Below are 13661 nucleotides of genomic sequence, written 5' to 3'. Positions count from 1 at the left end.
GCCCGGACCCTCTGCTTCGGCTGACGGCGCTCAGGCCCGGGCCCCCCTGAAACCCGCTCAGGCGACGAGGTCCGGGGTGAGCTCGGCGGGGGTCTCGACGCCCAGCAGGGTCATGGTGTGGGCGAGTTCGGCGGTGAGCCGGTCCACGGCCTCCTGGACCCCCGCGGCCCCCTCCGTCGCCAGCCCCCACAGCGCCGGGCGGCCGACGAACACCGCGCGGGCGCCCAGCGCGAGGGCCGCGGCTATGTGCTCACCGCGGCGCACCCCGCTGTCGGCGTAGAGCTCGGCGCCGGTGCCCGCCAGCGCCTCGGCCACCCGGGGCAGTGCGTACGCCGAGGTCACGCTGCGGTCGAGCTGGCGGCCACCGTGGGTGGAGACCACCACGCCCGCGCCCCCGTGGTCCACGACGACCTTGGCGTCGTCCGCCCGCAGCACGCCCTTGACGACGACCGGGAGCCCGCTGATCTCGTGCAGCCAGCCGATCAGGTCCGGCGTCAGATCCAGCTCCATCTGGGCCGCTTCGCGCGGAAGCTCCTGACGGCCCTCCAGATTGACCAGGCGCACGAGCGGATCGAGGTCGGCGGCCCGGTGATTGTCCCCGCGGCGGCCGAGCACCGGCACGTCGACGGTGAACAGCAGGGCGCGGGCGCCGTGGTCGACGGCGCGCCGGACGAGTTCGGCGGTCAGGCCGCGGTCGCGCATCACGTACACCTGGTACCACCAGGGCGCGCCCGAGGCGGCGACGTTCTCGAAGCGGCTGGCGGTCCAGGTCGTCACGCCCACAAGGGACCCGGCGCCGCCCGCGCCCTTGGCCATCTCCTGCTCCCCGTCGGGATGGGCGTACTCCTGACCCGCCATGGGGGCGACGAGCACCGGGGTGGCGACCTCGGTGCCCAGCACCGTCGTACGGGTGGAAACCCCGGACACGCGGCGCAGCATGTGCGGCAGCAGCCGCAGCGCGTCCCAGTCGCGCAGCCCCTCGTCCCGGGTGACGTCACGCCCGGCGCCGGAGGCGTAGTAGGCGTAGGCGTGCGGCGGCAGGCGCCGCTCCGCTTCGGCCTCCCAGGTCTCCCACCACTCGGTTTCCGCTTCCACTACTGGTTCCGCCACTGGTTCCGCCCCCGGTCCCGCTCCTGGTCCGGCAGTGCCCATGGTGTGCGCCTCCCTCCCGGCCCGCGGTCACAAGCCGCGGGCGGCCCAAGCACGTTATGCACAGGAGCCCGGGGCCCGGAAACGTTTCATCCCTTCGCGGCCCTGCGGTAGTAGTCGACCGCGACGGTGACCGTGTAGTCGCCGGAGTCGGTGTCCAGGACCTGGACGACGGCGATGTCGCCCGAGATGCGGTCGCGCAGGCAGAACCACCGCCCGGCGGGCGCCTGGGAGAAGCGCACCTTCTCGCGCAGCGGCCGGCGGGCGACCAACTCGGCGCACCGCTCGGGGGTGACCGGCCGCTCCCCCGCGACCTGGGCCTGGGTGGCGTCCTGGAGCTCGAAGGCGCCGTGGCCGTCGCCACCGCTGTTGGTGCTCAGCATCCAGCGGCCGCCGCCCTTGACGACCTTGCCGGTGTGCAGGTCGATGTAGTGGTCGTAGTCCGGCAGCGTCAGGGTCCGCCCCTTGTACCCGGCCGTGTACCGGGGGCCGCCGCCGTCCTTGCCGCCGTCCTCGCCGCCGCCGGTGGTCAGAGCGACGGCGGTGGCGACCGCGACGGCCGCCACGCCGAGGAGGGCCGCGGCCACGGCGCCGCGCCGGGACCGCCGGGCGCCGCGGCCCCCGGCGGTACGGCCACCACCCACCGAGCCACCACCCGCCGGGCCGCCCCCTAACGAGTCGCCGCCCGCCGAGTCACCACGCCCCGCGGGGGCGCGGCCCAAGGCCCGCTCCAGGGCGGCGTGGGCCCCGGCGATGCGGGGGCCGAGGCCGGCCTCCGGCCAGCCCGACGGCTGCCCGTCGGACTGCCCGCCGGCCTGGCCGGCGCAGGCGTCGATGACCTCGTCCACGGTCGGGCGGTCGGCGGGCCACTTGCGCAGACAGCGGCCGATCAGCACGCTCAACTCCGGGTCGCCGCAGTCCAGGTAGTCCGGGGCCGGCTCGGCGTGGATGACGCGGTACAGCACCTCGCTCGCCGGCCCGTCGCCGAACGGCGGCCGGCCGGTGACCGCGTACGCGAGCAGACAGCCCAGGGCGAAGACGTCGGAGGCGGGGGTGACCGGGCGCCCGTCGGCCTGCTCGGGCGACATGAACCCGATCGTGCCGAGCCGGACGCCGGTGCTGGTCAGCCGGGTGGCGTCGGCCGCGGCGGCGATCCCGAAGTCGATGACCTTCGGCCCGTCGGCGTCCAGCAGGACGTTGCTCGGCTTGAGGTCGCGGTGCACCACCCCGGCCGCGTGGATGGCGTCCAGCGCCTCGGCGACGCCGGCGCCCAGCCGCCGCGCCATCGGCGGCGCCAGCGGGCCGCCGTCCTCGACGGCCTCGCCCAGCGAGGGCCCGGCGATGTACGAGGTGGCCAGCCAGGGCAGTGCGGCGTCCGGGTCGGCGGCCACGACGGCCGGGGTGTACGGGCCCTGGACCCGGCGGGCGGCGGCGACCTCCGCGGCGAAGCGGCGGCGGAAGGTGGTCTCCTCGGCCAGGTCGGCGCGTACGACCTTCACGGCGACCGGCCGACCGGCCCGCGACACCCCCAGATACACCCGCCCCATGCCGCCCGCGCCGAGCCGCCCGACGAGCCGGAACGGACCGATGTGCGCCGGGTCCCCGGCCGCCGGCGCGGCGACCCGGTCCTGACCGTCGGCGCCTCCCGTCCCCCGCGCATGAGCCGGGCCGCCGGACAGCGGCCGGTCGGGTAACGGGCCGTCCGGAACCGGTATCTCCGATCTGCTCATGACCCCCACAGCCTCTCGTCGCCTTCGCCGGGGATTGTTGGTGGCATGTCACCCCCAGTCAACCGGTTCCCCTTCCGGATATGCTGCGGCGAATTTTCGATTTTTCTGTGGAGAAGGCGGGGAACAGCGCGATGCGCATACCTGGTCGGGCAGCCGTGGGCGCCGCTGTGGCAATCGGCGTGATCGGCATGTTCGGGGCACTGACGGGCTGCTCCTCGGACTCCGGCGACGACGGCGAGGGCGGCAAGGGTGGCAAGGGGCCCAAGGCCGGCAAGGGCGGCGTCGAGGTGGCGGCGGCGGGCGGCGAACTCGGCGGCCGGGGCACGGCGTGCGAGCTGCCGGTGCGGTTCAGCCTCGCCAAGTCGTGGAAGCCGGAGGCGGTGAAGGAAGTGGAGGGGGCCGACCCCGAACTGGGCTCCACCCTCCTCTCGCAGGGGCCGGTGACCCTCGTCTGCGAGATCGACGCGAAGCCCGCCGGGCACATCGGCTTTCTGCGCGTGTGGACCGGCGACAAGGGCAAGGCCGCGGCCGGCAGCGAGCCGCGGCAGCTGCTGAAGGCTTTCATGGCCGACGAGAAGGGCGTACGCGACGCCAAGTACAGCGATGTGAAGGCCGGTGACCTGCCCGCCGCGGAGATCAGCTACATCCTCGACGTCCCCGACCTGGACGAGTCCAAGCGGGAGCGGGCGCTCGCGGTGGTGACCCCGAAGGGCGGCGTCGTCCTGCACCTCGGCGGGCTCGACAGCGAGGAGCACGAGGCCATGCTGCCCGCGTACGAGCTGGCCAAGCAGACCATGGCGGGCGCCGGCAGCTGACCGCGCCGCTACACGGGCAGGCCCAGACCGCGGATCAGCTGGGCCAGTTCCGCGCGGTAGATCTTGTCCGGGCGCGGTGTCTGGACGCGCATATGGCCGTAGATCTCCAGTGAGACCAGGCCGTGCAGATGGCCCCAGATGCGCAGCGCGATGGCCACGGCGGCCGGCGGCAGGCCGGGGAACTCCTCGCGTACCTCGGCCGCGAGCCGGGGGTCGAAGTCCGACCACTCGAATTCGGCTTCCGGGTAGAGCTCCTTGGCGTGCGGCCAGGCCCCGGCGGCCAGGCCGGTGAGCCCGGCGCAGACGCGGTGTTCCGCCTCGGGCGCGGCACTGGCCTCGGGCGCCTGGTAGCCGGGGACGGGGTCGCCGTAGATCAGCCGGAAGCCCTCGGGGTTGGTGAGCGCCCAGTCGCGGAAGGCGTTCGCCCAGGCCGCGATGCGGCCGGCCGGGTCGTCGGCGGGACAGGCGTCCCGGGCGGCGTCCACGGCGTCGGCGAGAGAGGTGTACACATCGCTGATCAGCGTGGTGACCAGATCGTCCCGGGTGGCGAAGTAGCCGTAGATGGCGTTGGCCGTCATGCCCATCTCGCGGGCGATGGCCCGCAGGGTGATCGCGTCCGGCCCGCCCGAGGACATCAGCCCGAGCGCGACCTTCTTGATCTCGGCCGTCGTCTCGGCCCGCAGCCTCTCCCGGCGTCCCGTCGTCGTGCCCACGGGAGCACTCTACAGCGTCACAATCCTTGGTTGCCGTATCAAAACTTCACGCCGTATAGTCACCGCACGCCGTATAGATCACGCCGTACCCATCGACCGGATCTACGCCCTGCGGCTCAACTCGCCCGTCGGCATTGGAGATCGTTCTCATGCGCATAGGAATCATCGGCGCCACCGGCAACATCGGACAGCGCGTCGTCACCGAAGCCCTGGGCCGGGGCCATGACGTCATCGCGTTCACCCGCGACGCCTCCCGTATCGAGGAGAACCGCGAAACCCCCGAAAACATGGTGTGGAAGAGCGTCGACGTCCTCGACGCCGACAGCGTGGCGGCCGTCCTGCCCGGGCTTGACGTCCTGATCAGCGGCTTCCAGCCGGGCAACGCCGCCCAGGACATGGCGGACACCGTGCGGCGCTCGATCGCCGATCCGACCGTCTACGCCACGGCCGCCAAGGCGCTGCTGAAGGCCCTGGAGAGCCATCCCCGCACCCGGCTGATCATGATCGGCGGCGCGGGAAGCCTGGAGATCAGGCCGGGCGTCACACGCGCCGACTCCGACGAGGAGCTGTACGAGGCGCTGGACTCGCTCGGCCTGCCGAGGGAGTACGCCGCCGCGGTCCGGGGCCACCGGGACGCGCTGAACGTGCTGCGCACCTCCAACCGGCTGTGGACCTACTTCAGCCCGGCCGAGGAGATCGCCCCCGGCGAGCGCACCGGCCGCTTCCGGCTCGGCGGCGACCAGCCGGTCCTGGACGCCGAGGGGCGCAGCCGCATCTCCATCGAGGACGCCGCCGTCGCGCTGGTCGACGAGGCCGAGCTGCCCCGGTTCGTCCAGCGGAGGTTCACGATCGGCTACTAGCCGCGGGTCAGGGGGTCAGGGGGTCAGACCAGGCGGCGGGCCGTCGCCCAGCGGGTCAGCTCGTGGCGGTTGGAGAGCTGGAGCTTGCGCAGCACCGCCGAGACATGGCTCTCCACCGTCTTCACCGAGATGAACAGCTGCTTGGCGATCTCCTTGTACGCGTAGCCGCGGGCGATCAGCCGCAGCACCTCCCGTTCGCGCTGGGTGAGGCGGTCCAGGTCCTCGTCCACCGGAGGGGCGTCCGTGGAGGCGAAGGCGTCGAGGACGAAGCCGGCGAGGCGGGGCGAGAAGACGGCGTCGCCCTCGGAGACCCGGAAGATCGCGTCGACCAGGTCGGTGCCGGTGATGGTCTTGGTGACATAGCCGCGGGCGCCGCCGCGGATCACCCCGATGACGTCCTCGGCGGCGTCCGAGACCGACAGCGCCAGGAAGCGCACCGGCCGCTCGGCGGCGGCCATCAGCGCGGCGCTGCGGCGCAGCACCTCGACGCCTCCGCCGCCCGGGAGGTGGACGTCGAGGAGGACGACCTCCGGCCGGGTGGCGCCGATCACCGTGACGGCCTGGTCGACGTCGGCCGCCTCCCCGACCACCTCGACGCCCGTACGGGCCGTCTCCCCGATCTCGGCCTGGACGCCGGTCCGGAACATCCGGTGGTCGTCGACGAGGACGACCCGCACCCGGCGCTCCGTCTCCCGCGCCGGCTCGTTCGCCGCCTGGCTCGCCCCGCTCGCGTCGGTCATGTCGTCGTCGCCGCCCTCTCCATCTCCAGCTCCACTACCGTGCCCCCGTCCGGCGCGGACCTCAGCCGCGCCGTACCGCCGTTCCGCCGCATTCTGCCGATGATGGACTCGCGCACGCCCATCCGGTCCTCCGGCACCGCGTCCAGGTCGAAGCCCGGCCCCCGGTCCCGTACGGAGATGAACACCGTGGCCCCCTCGACCTCGGCGAAGACCTGGACGGCCCCGCCGTCGCCACCGTACTTGGCGGCGTTGACCATCGCCTCGCGCGCCGCCTGCAGCTGCGCGGCCAGCTTCTCGTCCAGCGGGCAGTCGCCGACGACCACCACCTCGATCGGCACGCCGTGGTGGTCCTCGACCTCCGCGGCGGCCGCCTTGACCGCCTCCGCCAGCGTGTCCGGCTCCTCGGCCTCGTCCTTGCCCCTGCCCTCCGGCCGGTACAGCCAGGCGCGCAGCTCGCGCTCCTGCGCCCGGGCCAGCCGGGCGACCTCCCGGGGGTCCTCCGCGTTCCGCTGGATCAGGGTCAGGGTGTGCAGCACGGAGTCGTGGACATGGGCGGCGACCTCGGCCCGCTCCTGGGCGCGGATGCGCATCAGGCGCTCCTCGGAGAGGTCCTGGGCCATCCGCACCAGGTACGGGCCGGCGAGCAGCGCGATGCCCACCAGCACCGCGAGCGCGGCCTGCAGCACCGCGCCCAGGTGCTTGGCCGAGCCCTGCAGCACGACGATGCCCGTCACCCCGGCGCCGACCAGCACCACCCCGGCCGCGCCCCGCGCGATCGGCAGCACCTGCTTGCGGCGGCTGAGCTCGACCCACTGGGCGCGCCGGGAGTTGTCGGCCTGGCGCCAGACCAGGGCCACGCCCGCGCCGATGAGCAGCAGCGGCCAGATGTAGGTGTTGGCGCGGCCCAGCTGGAAGTTCTCGACGAACACGCCCATGCCGACCAGCAGCGCGAGCAGCGCGAAGACCTGCCCCTTGTCCGGTTTGCGGGCCAGGATGCGGCGGCCGCCCCCGTCGGCCCGCTCGGACACCGGGCGGGGGGTCTCGACGCCGCCGAAGCCCAGCGGCACCACGAACCAGAACAGCGCGTACACCAGCGCGCCGAAGCCCTCGACCATCAGCAGCGCGACGAACACGAACCGCACCCAGGACACCGGCAGCCCCAGATGACCGGCCAGCCCGCGCGCGACCCCGCCGACCATCCGGCCCTCGGCGCTGCGGTACAGCTTGCGCGGGGGCGGCTCGGCGGGGGGCGCGGCGGCGGTCATGCCCCGATCGTCACACGAACGGCCCCGCCCGGGTATCAGGGTCCCCCCTGATCGTTCCCCGAAGGGCGCCTCAGGGGGAACTGTCCTCGATCTTGAAGCCTTCCTTGACGTTCCGGAAGACCGGCAGGTACGTCTCCCACTCGTCCGCGGGCGCGCTGAGGTAGATCGCGTACGCCTTGCCGCCCTCCTCGCCGAAGCCGAGGTCGATGGCGCGGTACCAGCGCTCCCGCCCCTGGAACTTGAACTCCCAGATCGCCCCGGGCAGGCCCCGGTACTTCGTGTCGTACAGGCGCATCCGCTGGTAGACGGGGTACTCCTGCTTCAGCGCGGTCTCGACCTCCTCGAAGTGCTTCACAGGGTCCGAACCGGCCGAGTCCAGGACGTTGACCATGAGCCTGACCTTCTGGGTGGGGTCCAGGAACCTGACTTCCTGGGTGCCGTCCACCGTGCCCTCCGGGCTGGAGTCGGGCTGCCGCTTCCAGTCGTCCGGTACGGGGAGGGAGACGCCGAACTCCTTCAGCTGCTCCCGGTGGTAGCCGTCGGGAAGCTCCGGGATCTTGTACGTCGGCGACGACGACGCGGTCGTCGTGGGGGTCCCGGAACCCCCTCCGTCGTCGCTGCCCCCGCCGAAATCGACGCCCGCCAGATACAGCCCGGCCGCGACCCCGACCACGGCCACCACGGCCACGGACGCGCTCCACAGCGCCGTACGCCCGCGGCGCCGCCCGCCGCCGCCCGGGGCGGAGTCCGGCGCGCCGGGGCCGGGGGCGGGCGGGAAGCCGGAGCCGTGGATGTGCGTGGGGGCCTGCAGGGGCGGATGCCCGTACACAGGACCGGGCGTGGGGGTGTGGGCGGGGGCAGGCGTGGGGGTGGGTGTCGGGGTGGGGGTGGGCGTCGGGGTGTGCGGGGAGTGGAAGAGGGACGTGGACAGCCGGGTGGTGTCGGATGTCGGGTCCGGCCTGGGCATCGACGTCGTATCGGGAACCCCCGCCGGGCCGCGCAGCGCGCGCTCGGTCTGCTCCGCCGTCGGCCGGTCGTCGGGCTCCTTGGCCAGCAGCCCCTCGATCAGCCCCGTCAGCGGCCCGGCCCGCAGCGGCGGCTCCAGCGGGTCGACGGCGATCGCGTACCCGGTCTCGATCGGTGTGGCCTTGCGGAACGGCGGCCGCCCCTCGATGGCCTGATAGAGCGTCGCGCCCAGCGCCCACAGGTCCGAGGCGGGCCCCGGGGTCCTGCCCCTGATCCGCTCGGGCGCGATGTAGTCGATGGACCCGACGACCTCGCCGGTCTTGGTGAGCGTGGAGGTGCCGGTGGCCATGGCGATGCCGAAGTCGGTGAGCACGACCCGGCCGTCGTCGCCGAGGAGGACGTTGCCGGGTTTGACGTCGCGGTGCAGCACCCCGGCCGCGTGCGCGGCCCGCAGCGCGGCGACCATGCCGCGGCCGATCCGGGCCGCCTCGTCGGGGGTGACGGTCCGGCCGGACTTGAGCAGATCGCCCAGCGTGGCCGAGGGCACGTACTCCATGACGATGCACGGCAGCCCCAAGTCCTCCACCACGTCATGGACGACCACCACATTGGGGTGCGCGATGCGGGCGGCGCTGCGCGCCTCGCGGCGGGTCCGCTCGAAGAGGGTGGCGACCTCCTCCTCGGTGAGGTGGGGTGAGATGTGCAGTTGCTTCAGCGCGACCTGGCGGTCCAGCAGTTCGTCCTGGGCACGCCAGACGGTGCCCATGCCACCGCGGCCGATCTGCTTGACCAGCCGGTACCTCCCCGCGATCAGCCGCCCTTCTTCTGACACTGTGTGCCCCTCCCGCTCCCCCGGCTGTCCATGTCCCCCCGCATATGTTCGATGCGCCACGATAGCCGCCGCCGTCTCAGGGACGATCTCAGGGAAGGGCCAGGGTTGAGACGGATGCCGCCCGGGACCCCGGCTTGTCACCATGGTGGGCATGACCGACGCACCCACTGTCACGGAGCCGGCCCCCGGCGCGCCCGGCTCCGGCGATCCGCGGCCGCAAATGTGGGCGCCGCTGCGCCGCAGCCGCGATCAGAAGATGATCTCGGGCGTGTGCGGGGGGCTCGGCCGGTTCTGCGACGTGGATCCGGTGATCTTCCGGGTGGTGCTGTCGGTGCTCGCCGTCACCGGCGGCCTCGGCCTGATCGTGTACGGCTTCTGCTGGCTGCTGGTCCCGCTGCAGGGCGAGGAGGAGAACGAGGGCCGCAAGCTGCTCTCGGGCCGGGTGGAGGGCCCGGCGCTCACCGCGGTGCTGTGCGCGCTGGTGGGCTGCGGTCTGTTCCTGTCCATGCTCAACGACGGCGGCGTGATCTTCTTCTCCGTCATGCTGTGCCTCGCCGCGGGGGGCCTCGGCTACTGGTCCCACCACCGCCACCTGGCGGAGAGCGGGGGCGTGGTGGACCCGGCGACGGCGCAGGCGGTGGCCGACGCGCCCCCCGAGACCAAGGCCCCGCCGCCGGCCTGGGGCGGCCCGTCCTGGTGGCGGGACCCGATCGTCAAGGACGGCACGACGGGCCCGGTCGGCGCGGACACGGGCTATCTGTGGGGCCCCGACGACGGCTCCGACGGCGCCTCGTACCCCGCCGGGGCCGCGGGGCGGACGGCGTTCCGCAGGGCCCGCAGGGCGCCTGAGGGGACGTCGATCGGCGGCTGGACGTTTCTGCTCGCCCTGGCGGCCGCCGTGGCGGGCGCGGGCGCCTCGTGGGGCTCCCGGCCGCTCGGCACCAGCCTGGAGATCGGGTTCGCGTGCGCGCTGGGCGTCCTCGGGCTCGGCATCGCGGTCAGCTCCCGGTACGGCCGCACCGGCGCGGGCACCCTCGTGCTGGCGGTGGTGACCAGCGCGCTCCTGGCGGCCTCCGCCTGGCTCCCCGAGTCCGTCACCACCGACTGGACGCGCCGCACCTGGACGCCCGCGTCCACGGCCGCCGTGCGCGGCTCGTACGAGCTGGGCGGGGGGGTCGGCGAGCTGAAGCTGGACCGCCTGTCGCTGGAGAAGGGCCAGGTCGTCACCGCGCACGCCGAGGTCGGCGCCGGAAAGCTCGCGGTCACCGTGCCCAAGGACGCGCGGCTCGAGCTGTCCATCCATGTGGGGTTCGGCGACATACGGCTGCCGGGCGAGAAGAGCGACGACATCGACATCAAACCGGGAAGGGACCGGACCGTGACCGTGCCGCCGGCCGACGGGCGCGCCGCGAAGGGCACGCTGCGGCTCGACCTGGAGATCGGACTGGGCAATGTGGAGGTGAGCCGGCCATGACGCGCCACCGTTTCGAACCGGGCAAGCTGATCGCCGGGCTGGTCGTCCTCGGGGCGAGCCTCGCGTACGGCCTGGACGCAGCCGGGGAGTGGGATCTGCCGCCCTTCGCGCCCCTGCCCGTCCTCCTCGGCGGGCTGTGCCTGGCGGGGCTCGTCTCGGCGCTCGCCTTCGGCGCCCGGCGCCGCCGCGCCCGCCTTTCCGAGCACGCCGCCCCGCCGCTGGGCGACCTGCCCATGGACGAGCTGCGCCGCAGCTACGACGACATGAACGTGTCTCGGCGCGCTGCGCGCCGAGACTGACCGGGAGGAGACGGCTAGCTGAACAGCTGCGCGCCCTGGCGTCTGCGCCGCTTGGAGATCGCCACGTCCAGCGACAGATAGGGGGTGCCCGCCAGGACCAGCGGCAGCCACGCCATCAGATACGCCAAATCGTTTCCGTAGTAGTACGGGTCCGACTGCCAGCTGACCGTCAGCCACAGGCTCAGCGAGATGAGCGCGCCGCCGAACGCCGCGAGCCGCCCCAGCAGCCCCACGAGCGTGCCAAGGCCGACCGCCAGCTCCCCGAACGCCATGGCGTACCCGAAGCTGGAGGGGTCCTTCAGCGCCTGGTCGATCAGCCACGGCACCGCGGAGCTGTCGCGCGCGTTCCGCATCAGCTCGCCGATCGAGCCGCTGCCGCTGTCGGCCAGGAAGGCCGAGTCCGTCAGCTTGTCGATCCCCGCGTAGATGAACGTCACCCCGAGGAAGATCCGCAGCGGCAGCAGGGCGTACCGCGCGGCGGAGTCCCGCCAGCCGCCGGTGCGCCCGCCGCTCCCGCCTATCCCGCCCACGCCGCCCACACCGCTCACACGGCCCGAGCCGGCTCCGACCGTTCTGTCAGCATGCCTCATGACGCCCGCCTCTCCCGTTGCCTCGTCAACAAAACCTTACGGAGGGAACGGGCAGGCGACTCAGTCCAGAACGTCGATCGGATAGCGGTTTGTCTCCGCCCCCGCCGCGGTGACGACCTGAACCTCCACCCGCCCCGGCTCCACGTCCACCGGCACCGGCACGGTCAGCACGGTGTCGGTCGGGTTGCTGAAGCCCCCGGCGACCGGCACCAGCGGCACCTGGACATGGACCGCCCCGATCCGTACGACCATACGGGCGAGCCGGTCCGGCTCCTGCGCCCCCGGGGGCACGAAGCCACTGCCGCGGATCTCGATGTCGTCCCCGGTGCGGATTGGCGCGTCCCGGTCGAAGCCGCCCTCCTCGGGCCGGACCCGGACCACCGAGAGCACCGTGGGCCGGCCGCCCTCCGTGTACTTCCCCGCCAGGTACATCAGCACCGAGACGGCGGCCAGCAGCACCAGGCCCCAGGGCAGATCGGGCAGCCGCCAGGGCTCCCGGGCGAGCCGCACCGCGGCGAAGACGAGCGCGACCGCGTGCACCACCACGTACTGCGCGTCCGCCAGGCTGCCGCGGCCCGCGTCGTCGGTCAGCAGGTCCGCGGCGCGCGGCCGCAGCGCCCGGACCTTCTGCAGCCGCTGCGACCGCACCCGCGCCGCCACCACGAGCCGGGCCGCGACCGCGGCCAGGCAGCTCAGGGCGGTGACGGTGAGCAGCCCGGCGGCGCCCTGAAGGGCCAGCCCGTCGGCCGTCCGCCGACCCGCTTCCGGGGCGAAGGCCAGCTCGACCGCGAGCATCAGCACCGCGAAGACCGCGAACAGCACCCACGCGGCGGCCACGGCGCGCGAGGTGGACAGCCGGTTGTCCTCTCCGACGAGCGGGGCGAGCGGACCGCCGTCGCCGCGGTGCAGCCGGGCGGCGAGCGTCAGCAGCCCGGCCGCGAGCAGCGCGACGGTCAGCGACGCCGTACGCGCCCCCGACCAGCCCGCGCCGACCGCCGTGGCCAACTGCCCGACCAGCAGCGCCCCGACCGCGCCCCACACCACGAACAGCGTGCGCCGCCGCACCGCACCGCCCCACGCGACGCTCTCGGCGCGGCCGGTGTCCCAGGTCGTCCTGGCCGCCTGCGTCAGCTCGTCCGACACCCACTGCCGGGAGGCCTCGGCGGAGTGCGCGAGCGCCGCCGGGAGACCCTCCCCGGCCGCGAAACGGTCGCGCAGCGCCAAGAAGGCGGCCACCGCGCGCCGGTGCCCGTCCCGGGCGCAGTCGGCGCAGTCACATCCGCTGTGCGTATGGCGCTCTGCCGTCGTGGCGTCTTCCGCCGCTTTCACCGCCACGAGGCGCTCCCGCTCGTCGTTCTCCCGGGTCAGTGGTGCTCTCGTCCCAACTGACATGTCTCGACAGGGGATTGTGCCGTAAGTCGGGGGTCCTCAGCTCAGCAGGTCCGGCTCGCCACGGGTGATCTGCTGGTACAGAGGTTGATAGTTGATCCAGGCGACGAGATCGGTGCCCAGCTGCTCACGGGTCTGCACCGCGTTCCTGTAGTCGATCAGGACCGGTTTGCCCGCGGCCTTCGCGGCCAGCTGCACCTGGCAGGAGCGCTCCATCGCGATGAACCACCAGGCGGCGGCGTCGACCGAGTCCCCGACCGTCAGAAGACCGTGATTGCGCAGGATGACGGCCTTACGGGGGCCGAGCGCCGCCGCGATGGCCCGCCCCTCGGCCTCGTCCACGATCACGCCCGTATAGCGGTCGTAGAGCGCGTGGTCCTCGAAGAAGGCGCAGACGTCCTGGGTGATGGGTTCGAGCAGTTCGCCCAGCGCCGACAGGGCGCGGCCGTGGACCGAGTGGCAGTGCGCGACGGCCACGACCTCCGGCCGCGCCTGATGCACGGACGAGTGAACGACGAACGCCGCCTGGTTGACGTGGTGGCGCCCCTGGACCACCCGGCCCGCCTGGTTGACGAGGATCAGATCGCTGACGGTGATGTGGCGGAAGGACATCCCGAAGGGGTTCACCCAGAAGCAGTCGGTGAACTCCGGGTCCCGCGCCGTGATATGGCCCGAGACCCCCTCCTCGAACCCGTACCGCCCGAAGAGGCGCAGGGCCGCGGCCAGCCGCTCCTTGCGGTGGCGCCGCTCGTCCTCGAGCGAGGTGTGCTGCGGCGGCAGGGTGAAGTGCAACTGATCGGTGGGGATCGGCTCCGGCGTCGGCGGCATCGGCGGCTCAC

Annotated in this window: 13 protein-coding genes; 4 read left to right on the top strand and 9 right to left on the bottom strand. The window is 73.4% G+C overall.

Annotated elements, in window-relative coordinates; all coding sequences use genetic code 11:
* Positions 1-57 precede the first annotated feature (57 nt).
* The gene (locus ACFZDL_RS18570) at positions 58-1095 is read right to left on the bottom strand and encodes an alpha-hydroxy acid oxidase (protein WP_353588400.1); all 1038 of its coding nucleotides are present in this window, start codon (positions 1093-1095) and stop codon (positions 58-60) included.
* A gap of 143 nt (positions 1096-1238) precedes the next feature.
* The gene (locus ACFZDL_RS18565) at positions 1239-2879 is read right to left on the bottom strand and encodes a serine/threonine-protein kinase (RefSeq protein ID WP_353588402.1); all 1641 of its coding nucleotides are present in this window, start codon (positions 2877-2879) and stop codon (positions 1239-1241) included.
* A 131-nt stretch (positions 2880-3010) separates the two neighbouring features.
* On the opposite strand from ACFZDL_RS18565, the gene ACFZDL_RS18560 reads away from it, so the two are divergent.
* Positions 3011-3694: a lipoprotein gene (locus tag ACFZDL_RS18560; protein WP_353588404.1), complete on the top strand. Its 684-nt coding sequence runs from the start codon at positions 3011-3013 to the stop codon at positions 3692-3694.
* Positions 3695-3702: 8 nt separating this feature from the next.
* Here ACFZDL_RS18560 and ACFZDL_RS18555 read toward each other — a convergent pair whose 3' ends face one another.
* Positions 3703-4407, bottom strand: a complete 705-nt coding sequence (locus ACFZDL_RS18555) for a TetR/AcrR family transcriptional regulator (protein WP_353588406.1) — start codon at positions 4405-4407, stop codon at positions 3703-3705.
* Positions 4408-4556: 149 nt separating this feature from the next.
* Here ACFZDL_RS18555 and ACFZDL_RS18550 point away from each other — a divergent pair, with 149 nt between their 5' ends.
* Entirely contained in the window at positions 4557-5267 is a 711-nt protein-coding gene (locus tag ACFZDL_RS18550; RefSeq protein ID WP_353588407.1) for an NAD(P)H-binding protein, read from the top strand.
* Between the two features lie 23 nt (positions 5268-5290).
* On the opposite strand, the gene ACFZDL_RS18545 is transcribed toward ACFZDL_RS18550, so the two are convergent.
* The 3 genes from ACFZDL_RS18545 to ACFZDL_RS18535 all read right to left on the bottom strand — a co-directional run bounded on the left by ACFZDL_RS18545 (position 5291) and on the right by ACFZDL_RS18535 (position 9004).
* On the bottom strand, positions 5291-6007 hold the full coding sequence (locus ACFZDL_RS18545; protein WP_353588409.1) for a response regulator transcription factor: 717 nt from the start codon (positions 6005-6007) through the stop codon (positions 5291-5293).
* Positions 6004-7272 (bottom strand): PspC domain-containing protein, encoded by a 1269-nt coding sequence (locus tag ACFZDL_RS18540; RefSeq protein ID WP_353588411.1) that lies wholly within the window; start codon positions 7270-7272, stop codon positions 6004-6006. The genes ACFZDL_RS18545 and ACFZDL_RS18540 overlap by 4 nt, the downstream gene beginning before the upstream one ends.
* A gap of 70 nt (positions 7273-7342) precedes the next feature.
* Positions 7343-9004, bottom strand: a complete 1662-nt coding sequence (locus ACFZDL_RS18535; protein WP_391191633.1) for a protein kinase — start codon at positions 9002-9004, stop codon at positions 7343-7345.
* Positions 9005-9221: 217 nt separating this feature from the next.
* On the opposite strand from ACFZDL_RS18535, the gene ACFZDL_RS18530 reads away from it, so the two are divergent.
* Positions 9222-10544, top strand: a complete 1323-nt coding sequence (locus ACFZDL_RS18530; RefSeq protein WP_353588414.1) for a PspC domain-containing protein — start codon at positions 9222-9224, stop codon at positions 10542-10544.
* Positions 10541-10843 carry a hypothetical protein gene (locus ACFZDL_RS18525; RefSeq protein WP_353588416.1) on the top strand — a complete coding sequence of 101 codons (303 nt, stop codon included), beginning with the start codon at positions 10541-10543 and terminating at the stop codon, positions 10841-10843. The genes ACFZDL_RS18530 and ACFZDL_RS18525 overlap by 4 nt, the downstream gene beginning before the upstream one ends.
* Positions 10844-10857: 14 nt before the next feature.
* On the opposite strand, the gene ACFZDL_RS18520 is transcribed toward ACFZDL_RS18525, so the two are convergent.
* From ACFZDL_RS18520 to ACFZDL_RS18510, 3 genes are read right to left on the bottom strand one after another with little or no spacing between them, the layout of a single operon-like run.
* Positions 10858-11433 carry a DoxX family protein gene (locus ACFZDL_RS18520; RefSeq protein ID WP_353588417.1) on the bottom strand — a complete coding sequence of 192 codons (576 nt, stop codon included), beginning with the start codon at positions 11431-11433 and terminating at the stop codon, positions 10858-10860.
* A 60-nt stretch (positions 11434-11493) separates the two neighbouring features.
* Positions 11494-12825, bottom strand: a complete 1332-nt coding sequence (locus ACFZDL_RS18515) for a hypothetical protein (protein WP_353588419.1) — start codon at positions 12823-12825, stop codon at positions 11494-11496.
* A 36-nt stretch (positions 12826-12861) separates the two neighbouring features.
* Entirely contained in the window at positions 12862-13650 is a 789-nt protein-coding gene (locus ACFZDL_RS18510; RefSeq protein WP_353588421.1) for a class II aldolase/adducin family protein, read from the bottom strand.
* Between the last annotated feature and the right edge of the window lie 11 nt (positions 13651-13661).

The sequence above is a fragment of the Streptomyces sp. NPDC007917 genome, assembly GCF_042959105.1.
Classification (GTDB): domain Bacteria; phylum Actinomycetota; class Actinomycetes; order Streptomycetales; family Streptomycetaceae; genus Streptomyces.
The sequence above is the reverse complement of the archived record's forward strand: the minus strand, read 5'-3'. Positions and strand labels throughout refer to the sequence as shown.

Excerpts from the sequence above, each read along its gene's own strand:
- ACFZDL_RS18530 (WP_353588414.1), top strand. The coding sequence starts at position 9,222 with ATGACCGACGCACCCACTGTCACGGAGCCGGCCCCCGGCGCGCCCGGC.
- ACFZDL_RS18545 (WP_353588409.1), bottom strand. The coding sequence starts at position 6,007 with ATGACCGACGCGAGCGGGGCGAGCCAGGCGGCGAACGAGCCGGCGCGG.
- ACFZDL_RS18565 (WP_353588402.1), bottom strand. The coding sequence starts at position 2,879 with ATGAGCAGATCGGAGATACCGGTTCCGGACGGCCCGTTACCCGACCGG.
- ACFZDL_RS18550 (WP_353588407.1), top strand. The coding sequence starts at position 4,557 with ATGCGCATAGGAATCATCGGCGCCACCGGCAACATCGGACAGCGCGTC.
- ACFZDL_RS18535 (WP_391191633.1), bottom strand. The coding sequence starts at position 9,004 with ATGGGCACCGTCTGGCGTGCCCAGGACGAACTGCTGGACCGCCAGGTC.
- ACFZDL_RS18520 (WP_353588417.1), bottom strand. The coding sequence starts at position 11,433 with ATGAGGCATGCTGACAGAACGGTCGGAGCCGGCTCGGGCCGTGTGAGC.
- ACFZDL_RS18525 (WP_353588416.1), top strand. The coding sequence starts at position 10,541 with ATGACGCGCCACCGTTTCGAACCGGGCAAGCTGATCGCCGGGCTGGTC.
- ACFZDL_RS18560 (WP_353588404.1), top strand. The coding sequence starts at position 3,011 with ATGCGCATACCTGGTCGGGCAGCCGTGGGCGCCGCTGTGGCAATCGGC.
- ACFZDL_RS18510 (WP_353588421.1), bottom strand. The coding sequence starts at position 13,650 with ATGCCGCCGACGCCGGAGCCGATCCCCACCGATCAGTTGCACTTCACC.
- ACFZDL_RS18540 (WP_353588411.1), bottom strand. The coding sequence starts at position 7,272 with ATGACCGCCGCCGCGCCCCCCGCCGAGCCGCCCCCGCGCAAGCTGTAC.
- ACFZDL_RS18515 (WP_353588419.1), bottom strand. The coding sequence starts at position 12,825 with ATGTCAGTTGGGACGAGAGCACCACTGACCCGGGAGAACGACGAGCGG.